Origin of the sequence: Pedococcus sp. NPDC057267, from assembly GCF_042668795.1 — a bacterium.
Taxonomy (GTDB): domain Bacteria; phylum Actinomycetota; class Actinomycetes; order Actinomycetales; family Dermatophilaceae; genus Pedococcus.
Window position 1 is genome coordinate 45,606 of record NZ_JBHUYG010000015.1, and the last position, 7,887, is coordinate 53,492.

7 protein-coding genes are annotated in these 7,887 nt (G+C 64.7%); all 7 read left to right on the forward strand.

Annotated elements, in window-relative coordinates; all coding sequences use genetic code 11:
- Positions 1–32 precede the first annotated feature (32 nt).
- The 7 genes from ACFUC1_RS05630 to ACFUC1_RS05660 all read left to right on the forward strand — a co-directional run bounded on the left by ACFUC1_RS05630 (position 33) and on the right by ACFUC1_RS05660 (position 7,494).
- Positions 33–2,345: a xanthine dehydrogenase family protein molybdopterin-binding subunit gene (locus tag ACFUC1_RS05630; RefSeq protein WP_379117489.1), complete on the forward strand. Its 2,313-nt coding sequence runs from the start codon at positions 33–35 to the stop codon at positions 2,343–2,345.
- A 91-nt stretch (positions 2,346–2,436) separates the two neighbouring features.
- The gene (locus ACFUC1_RS05635; RefSeq protein WP_379117491.1) at positions 2,437–3,261 is read left to right on the forward strand and encodes a cyclase family protein; all 825 of its coding nucleotides are present in this window, start codon (positions 2,437–2,439) and stop codon (positions 3,259–3,261) included.
- A 1-nt stretch (position 3,262) separates the two neighbouring features.
- On the forward strand, positions 3,263–3,958 hold the full coding sequence (locus ACFUC1_RS05640; RefSeq protein WP_379117493.1) for an SRPBCC family protein: 696 nt from the start codon (positions 3,263–3,265) through the stop codon (positions 3,956–3,958).
- Positions 3,955–4,560, forward strand: coding sequence for a carboxymuconolactone decarboxylase family protein (locus ACFUC1_RS05645; RefSeq protein WP_379117495.1), 606 nt, complete (start codon positions 3,955–3,957; stop codon positions 4,558–4,560). Before ACFUC1_RS05640 ends, ACFUC1_RS05645 begins: the two co-directional genes overlap by 4 nt.
- A gap of 86 nt (positions 4,561–4,646) precedes the next feature.
- Entirely contained in the window at positions 4,647–5,600 is a 954-nt protein-coding gene (locus tag ACFUC1_RS05650; RefSeq protein ID WP_379117497.1) for a zinc-binding dehydrogenase, read from the forward strand.
- A gap of 1,250 nt (positions 5,601–6,850) precedes the next feature.
- Positions 6,851–7,183, forward strand: coding sequence for a hypothetical protein (locus tag ACFUC1_RS05655; RefSeq protein ID WP_379117499.1), 333 nt, complete (start codon positions 6,851–6,853; stop codon positions 7,181–7,183).
- Positions 7,180–7,494 carry a hypothetical protein gene (locus ACFUC1_RS05660; protein ID WP_379117501.1) on the forward strand — a complete coding sequence of 105 codons (315 nt, stop codon included), beginning with the start codon at positions 7,180–7,182 and terminating at the stop codon, positions 7,492–7,494. Before ACFUC1_RS05655 ends, ACFUC1_RS05660 begins: the two co-directional genes overlap by 4 nt.
- The last annotated feature ends 393 nt before the right edge of the window (positions 7,495–7,887 follow it).

Below are 7,887 nucleotides of genomic sequence, written 5' to 3' on the forward strand. Positions count from 1 at the left end.
TTGGTGCCCGAGCCCTACGCATCGAGGACCCGGTGCTGCTGCGCGGCGCCGGTCGGTTCGCTGCTGACACGGTCCGGGCCGGCGAACTGCACATGCGCGTGGTGCGATCGCCAATCGCCCACGGCCGCATCACTTCGGTGGACGTCTCGCAGGCCCTGCTCATGGACGGCGTGGTCGGAGCGTGGACGCATGAGGACATCGCGGAACTGCCCGCGATAGGTTTTCGGCTGACACCCCGAGAAGACCTGCTTCCTTACCGGCAGCCGGTTCTTGCCCGGAAGGTCGTGCGGTACGTAGGAGAACCCATCGCCGTGGTCTTCGCACGGTCGCCCTACATCGCCGAGGACGCCGCCGAGCTCGTGCAAGTCGACATCGAGCCTTTGCAAGCCCACATCGACTGCGATGCCGAACCGGTCACCTGGGTGGACAGCGAGCAAGCCACCTGGGCAGCTGGCAGTGGTGGCGGCCTGCAGGACCAGGATTCCCAAGCCACCACGTTCACGACCCAGTACGGCGACGTCGACGAGGCGTTCCGGAAGGGCAAGCGACAGGTCGCCAGTGGGGCCTATCGCATATTCGAAATGGACGCCCGGATCGGTCGGCACTCCGGCGTACCGATGGAGTGCCGAGGACTGTGCGCCTTTTACGACGAGGCAGAACAGCTCCTTCTCATTGACGGAGCCGCTAAGGTCCCCTTTTGGAATCGGGAGGCCGTCGCAGCCATGGTCGGCCTGCCGCCGCACCGAGTGGTCATGCGAGAAACGCATGTCGGGGGCGGCTTCGGACCACGGGGTGAGCTCTACCCCGAAGACGTTCTCGTCGCCCTGGCGGCCATGCGCCTACGATCACCCGTCAAGTGGACCGAAGATCGGCAAGAACACCTGATGGCCACCAACCACTCGCGCGACCAGCATCACCGGTTGCGGGCGTTGGTCCGGGTGCGGGACGGGTGGATCGAAGCGCTTGACGCGGAGTTCATCTTGGACCAAGGCGCCTACGTGCGCACCCACGGCGCGACGGTTGCCTCGCTGACCGCGTCAATGTTGCCCGGGCCATACGTTATCCCGCACTTCCGCGTGGAAGCGAAGGTGCGCCTCACACACAAGACCCCGGCAGGCACGTATCGCTCACCGGGACGATACGAAGGAACATTCGCCCGCGAGCGGCTTGTCGACAAGATCGCGGACGGGCTGGGGCTGGACCGCGCGCACGTGCGGCGGACGAACTTCATCCCTGCCTCCGCTATGCCGTTTGAACGGCCGATTGAGGCAATGGGCACCCACTTGGTCCACGACTCGGGCGACTACGAGCTGCTCCTCGACAAGGTGAGCAATCAGTTCGACTTTGGCGGCATCCGCGCTCAAGTGGAGCAACGGCGAGAAGCCGGCGAAGTCGTCGGCTTCGGCTTCGGCTTCTTCGTCGAGAAGAGTGGGATCGGTCCATTCGAAGGCGCACGCGTCACGGTCGATGCTACTGGCCAGGTGACCGTTACCTGCGGGGCCTCGTCCGTTGGGCAGGGCGTCGACACTGTGCTGGCCCAGATTGTGGGTGAGGGATTGGACGTGCCATACGACGCGATCCGCATCGTCCGTGGTCGGACTGACCAGTTCGAATACGGGCGCGGCGCCTTCGCAACCAGGCTCGCGGTGATGGCGGGCTCTGCCGCGGCCAATGCAGCGGAAGCGCTCGTCGACAAGGCAAAACGTGTAGCGGCATACACGTTCAAGGTAAGCGTGGAGGAACTGACGTTGCGCGGCGGGAGTGTCGCTGTGACGGAGGACCCACAACGAGTCCTCACGCTCGGCGAAATCGCTGCACTGTTGGAGCCCATGGGTGCCGATTCCATGAAGGAAGCGCCCGGCCTGTCGGCGGACGGATGGTTCCGAACCGACCACATGACATATCCGTATGGGATTCACGCGGCCTTGGTGAGCATTGACAAGGGGACGGGTCAAGTGGTCATCGAGCGCTTCATCGTCGGCTACGACGTGGGCCGGGCCCTGAACCCAACGCTGGTGGAGGGTCAGATTGCCGGCGGCGTGGCCCAAGGCATTGGTGGTGCCATCTACGAAGAGTTTCTCTACTCCGCAGACGGTACGCCCCTCTGCACAACGTTCATGGACTACCTCATCCCCACACTCCTCGAGGTGCCGGACGTGGAAACGCTGGTCACTGAGGATGCCCCAAGCCCCATCAACCCCCTAGGGGTCAAGGGAGCAGGCGAGGGCGGCACGACCGCGGTCGCCGCCGCAGTGGCCTCCGCTGTCGACGACGCACTGCGGATCCCTGGCGCAATCACCAGCGTGCCCATCAGGCCCGGCCACTTGCGAAGCCTGCTGGCCTGAGGTGGTACGCAACCGGTTTTGGTAACCCTGCCTTGTCCCTACGTTTCAAACATATTAAAATCAACTCACTACTGCTGAGACGGAGAAATCAATGCGCATCGTCGACATGACTCACCCCTGGGGCATCCACACGCCCGGCTGGGTTGGCTACCCCGGTGGCAAGATGTACTACACGCAGAACCTGCAGACGAACCAGATCGTGTCGCAGAGGATCGAGAGCTCCCTTCACTCCGGAACCCACCTCGACGGCCCCATGCACGGCACCGATGGCGGTCTCGACATGGCCTCCCTGCCACTGGACAAGCTGATCCACCCGGGGGCCATCGTCGACGTGTCCGACGTCGTCAGTGACTGGGATCTGATCGAGCCCGAGCACATCACGCGCAACGTGGAGATCAAGAAGGGCGACATCTTGATCATCCACACCGGGTTCATCGACTACTACCAGGGCAGGGAGAAGCAGGATCTCGTGCGGTACTTCACCATGCACCCGGGCGGTAGCGCTCGACTCGCCGAGTGGATGGCAGACATGGAGATCCGCTGGTGGGGCATCGATGCCGGCTCTGGCGACCACCCGATGAACACGACGATCCGCAACATGCGCCCAGACCTGCTCAAGAAGTTTGAAGAGCACGCCGGGAAGAGCTACCAGGACTTCTTCGGCACGTACACCTACACGCATCACATGTCTGGCCGCGAGATCACTTCGGACATCTTCCCCATGCACCACCTCGCCTTCCAGGACGGATGTATCCACGCGGAGAACGTCGGTGGCGATCTCAAGTCGGTTCTGAACCAGCGCGCCATCATTGGCGCATTCCCGTGGAAGATCGAGGGCGGCGAGGCCTGCCCTTGCCGCATCATGGCCTTCTTCGACTGCGGTGAAGACGAAGTCATCGAGGGATTCGGAGGCTGACATGCTCTTGAACAACGAATTCGAGATCGAGGCGGACCTCGACCGCACATGGGCGCTGCTCACCGATCTCGAGCGCATCATGCCCTGCATGCCGGGCGCGGCCCTGGACGGCCGCGAAGGGGATTCCTACCTTGGCAACGTCAAGATCAAGGTCGGGCCGATCGGCGCGCACTTCAAGGGGACCGCGCACTTTTCCCATAAGGATGACGCAGCCCGCACCGCCGTCATCGCTGCGGCCGGAAAGGACCCCAAGGGGCAAGCAGCGGTCAACGCCCAGATCCACGCACGGCTGGAGCCGGTGACCGGCACCCGTACGCGGGTCATCATCGACACGGATCTCGACATCTCAGGGCGCATGGCCCAGTTCGGGCGAGGCGCCATCGCGGACGTTTCGAACCGCCTCATGGGCCAGTTCGTGTCCAACATCGGTTCACTGCTGGACGAGCCGACCAACTCCCCGGCCACCTTCGGGTCCCCCGTTGCGCCCGCGCCTGCTGGATCGCCGACGCTTAACGGTGTCGGCGCGGCTGCAACCGCGCCGGCACCCAGCCGCGTCGCCGACAACGGTCCGAGCATGGACGTCATGTCCATCGTTCTCCCCATGGTGAAGGAGCGCTACGGCCAGGCAATCTCTGGGGCCTTGGTCGGCTTCCTGCTGAGTTGGTTGGTCTTCGGCCGCAAGGTGCCCAGGTCATGAGCGATCGCCTCCCTAGGCTCACGCCGGACCAACTCGATGAGTCTCAGCGAGCCGTGTATGAAGGCATCGCCGGAGGTGACCGCGCCAAGGGCGTCCAGCATTTCCCACTGACCGCAGAGGACGGATCGCTGAACGGGCCGTTCGGCATCATGCTGCACTCACCCGGCGTCGGCGCAGCTCTTCAGGAACTGGGCTCGACCATTCGCTTCCGGACGGACCTGAGTGCTCGGATTCGCGAGATAGCGATCCTCCAGGTGGCGCAGGCCGTCGGGAGTGAATTCGAATGGTGGGCCCACGAACGAGTGGGAAGGGCCGCCGGTCTGACTGACGAGGAGCTCATGCTTCTCTCACTCGGCAGCTTCTCCAGCCAGGACCCCGTCGAAGATGAGTGCGCTGCATTCTGCGCCAACCTGCTGCGTTCCTCCGTCATCACGGACCAGGAGTACGAGGAAGCAGGAGCGGTCCTCAGCCGGGCGCAGATGATCGACCTGACCGTCTTGGTGGGCTACTACAGGACCTTGGCTCAACTCATGGCTGTCTTCGACGTCGGTGTTCCCGGCAACGAGCAGACGCCAGTTGGCGTCCCTCGCCACGCGCACTGACGCCAACATTTCCGGTCGTTTCCGCGCGCACGCGCCCTTGACCGACAACTCTGTCCATCACACGCTTCACAGAAAGAACCAACGCAATGCCCACTCGCGTCGTCGTCGACGAGCACTTCCGTCCGCAGATCGCCTACAGCTCTGATGAGCCGCTTGCAGCGGGACAGGTGCGTGTCCGGGTCACGCGCACCGGGGTGAACTTCTGGGAGATCATGCAACGTCGTGGACGGGTTCCCCACCCTGTGTCTGGAGTCCCAGGGTCCGAGGGCGCAGGGGTGGTGACCGAGGTGGCTCCAGGGGTTGAAGGACTCGTCCCGGGAAGCCGCGTCGCCTGGTCCAGGGTCCCCGGAAGTTACAGCGACTCCGTCGTGGCCCCCGCCACCGCGCTGACCACCGTGCCGGACAACGTGGATGACGACACGGCCGCCAGCCTGCTCTTCCAAGGTACGACGGCCGCCTACCTCGTCGAGGAGACCTGGCCGGTAAGTGACGGCGACCCGGTCGTCGTGACGGCTGCCTCGGGAGGAGTAGGGCTGCTCCTCACGCAGTTGCTTGTCGCACGCGGAGCTCGAGTCATTGGTGTCGTGTCCAGGCGGGCCAAGGCTGAAGCCGTTCGCGAGGCTGGTTCGGAACTGGTGTTGACCTACAGCGACACCGTCGCAAGCCAGATCCTGGATGCATTTCCTGAGGGCGTCGCGGCCGTGTTCGACGCCGTAGGCGGCGCCACGGCGGAGTCCCTGCTCAGCGCACTCCGACCGCGCGGCGCCATGGTCCTCTACGGTTCGGCGAGCGGCCGGGAGGCCGCCATCACCGCGCAGGAGCTGGCTGCGGGATCGTACTTCTTGACTCGTGCCGCCGGGCGCGACTACTTGCCCAACTCGGCTGCGGTCCAGGAGTATTCGAGGAAGTTGCTGGACCTCGCGTCTGCGGGCTCATTGGCTGCACGGATCCAGGCAGTCTTTCGCCTGCATGACGCCCAAGACGCATGGGCAGCTCTCGAGAGCCGCAGCACTGTCGGAAAGGTGCTTCTGGCACCCTGACCGACCAGCTGTCGGTCAGGTGAGCTTGCACTCAAGCGGAGGGCACAAGGTGAGGGATCAGATCAGGCTTCAGCTCGGCGAGTTGATCCCTTGCTGCGCGAAAGCACCTTGCCACGGTCGATGCTTCCATTCGTGGCAGTGCGGCCGCAGTGGGAATCGACCCCCTGCTCCTCGAGCTTGTTCGGATCCGCGCATCGCAGCTCAACGGCTGCGTCTACTGAATGGACCTTCATTCGCGTGATGCCCGCGCATCGGGTGCAACCGATCAGCTGCCCTTCTTGTTGCCGGCCTGGCGGAAGGTCGCGACGTACTCCGACACGCAACGAGCAGCTCTGGAACTGACTGAGGCGCTGACTCAGATGCCGCCAGGGGGAGTCGCACAGGGGATCTACATCCGAGTACTCAGGGTGCTCGCCCCCGAGCAGTTCGGTGGCAGAGCAGTCGACCCTGTTCGACGTCCCGCGAGTAGCAAATGCCCCCTTGCTCGGGAACCTGCCCAGCGGTGCGGGCGCCCTGCCCGTCAACGACTTCGCCCGGCCGGCGCCCGACTTGCTGTTCCGGACATAACTCGGCCCCGACTGTTTCGCGTTGCGGTGATGAACTGGCGAGATGCTGCACGAAATGTCGCACGCCGCATCGAAAATAGCCGCTGACCTGCCCCTTCATCTCTGTCTGAAAAGCGGACTGTCAAGGCACCCGCGGCACGCCCTCACAGTCCAGGAAGGGTGGCCAATCGGGCCTTCCTCCATGCGCTGCAAGCCGCGGGCTACGAGTACGACCAAGGCGCCAGCCCCTCCTGGACTCAGTTGAGCTCGCCATGCAGCGGCTCGCAATCATCATCCTTAGTTCGCCGACGGACCGCGGCTGTCCGGGTCAGGCAGAGTGAGACGCGCATGTCGCTGCATGCAGAGGCATGGAGTGCATCCAACAGCGTGTGTCACACCGGGGGCACAAGCCAATGGGTCACATAGCAAGACACCGGGTCCATTCTGCGTCGTTTCCGCAGGTCAGACACGGTGTCCTTCGGTGGAGCTGAGGGGATTCGAACCCCTGACCTTCTCATTGCGAAGGCCTCAGTGGGCCGCCGCATCGCCTGCCCCTGTGCTCGGGAGACAGTCCGCCGGGTGCATCCAATGCAGGGCGTCAACCTCCGGGGGCACAAAGGGGGCACAAGCAGCCGGCTCGCCAAGCGGGTCGCGCGGTTTCGCCGATGAGTGGTAGCCGCTTGACCGCGGAGCCACCATGGTGGTGTGGACGTTCAGTTGCTCGTCATCCCGGACTGCCCCGGTGCCGACGAGGCCGCGAGCCTGCTCCGGACGGCGTTGGATGACATCGGGCTGGCAGAGGCGCGGTTTACCGTCAGCGTGATCGACAGCGACGAGAAGGCCCGGACCCGTCGATTCGCCGGTTCGCCAGCGTTCCTCGTGGACGGTGTCGATCTGTTCGCCAGCGGTGGGGGCCACGGCTCGAGGGCCTGCCGGGTCTACCCGACACTAGACGGTCCACGTAATGTCCCCGCTCTCCCAGACCTCCGTAGGGCCCTGAAGGAACACGCAGCCCGCGCCGCAGGCGTCCGATCGTGAGCGCGCCCGTCGTCCCGGCTCAAGGCCGGCGGGTCGAGCAACCGCCAGGGCAGTGCTGGTGCTGCGGATCGATCGACGACCCCGATCGAATGGTGCAGCTTGGCAACCACCCCGAAGTTGCACTCTGCCGCCCGTGCGCGCGCTGGGCCGCCAAGGAAGCGTGGGAGATCGAGGATCGCGACAGGACCGGGTTCCTTGTCAGCATGCGCGATCGGTTTCGCCAGCTGCGCCGAGGCGTGATCCACCGCAACTGGCACCAGCATTCTGTGTTCGGGCGACCGCTGCGCTGGCTGGGCAGGCGCTTGCCCTAGCACGGCTTCGCCGCAGACAGCGATCGACTCTTGCCGCGCGGCGGACGCCGCCGGACCTCCATCAGCGCCCCGCGCAGGGCTCTCGAGCGGCGTCCGCGTGCCTGCGTTCCAGTCGAGGGGCCCATGGCGCGCGGGACGGTTCAGTAACAGCCGCTGCCCGGGGTCTCATAGATCACCTATCCGAACCCACCAGCCCGAGTCGGACTGCTCTTTTCGTAGCCATTTCTCGCTGGGCGGCCAAGTCGCATCTGCGGGCCGCGCATACGGGACATTGATGTCGCGCCACCGTACGCGTCGCGGAGTGGCGTCCGCCAGAGTGGTGTACGGATCCCGGTGAGCGTGTCGCTGCCGATGTAGGCGACGGCCACCGGGTGATCCTTCGAGCGAACCTCT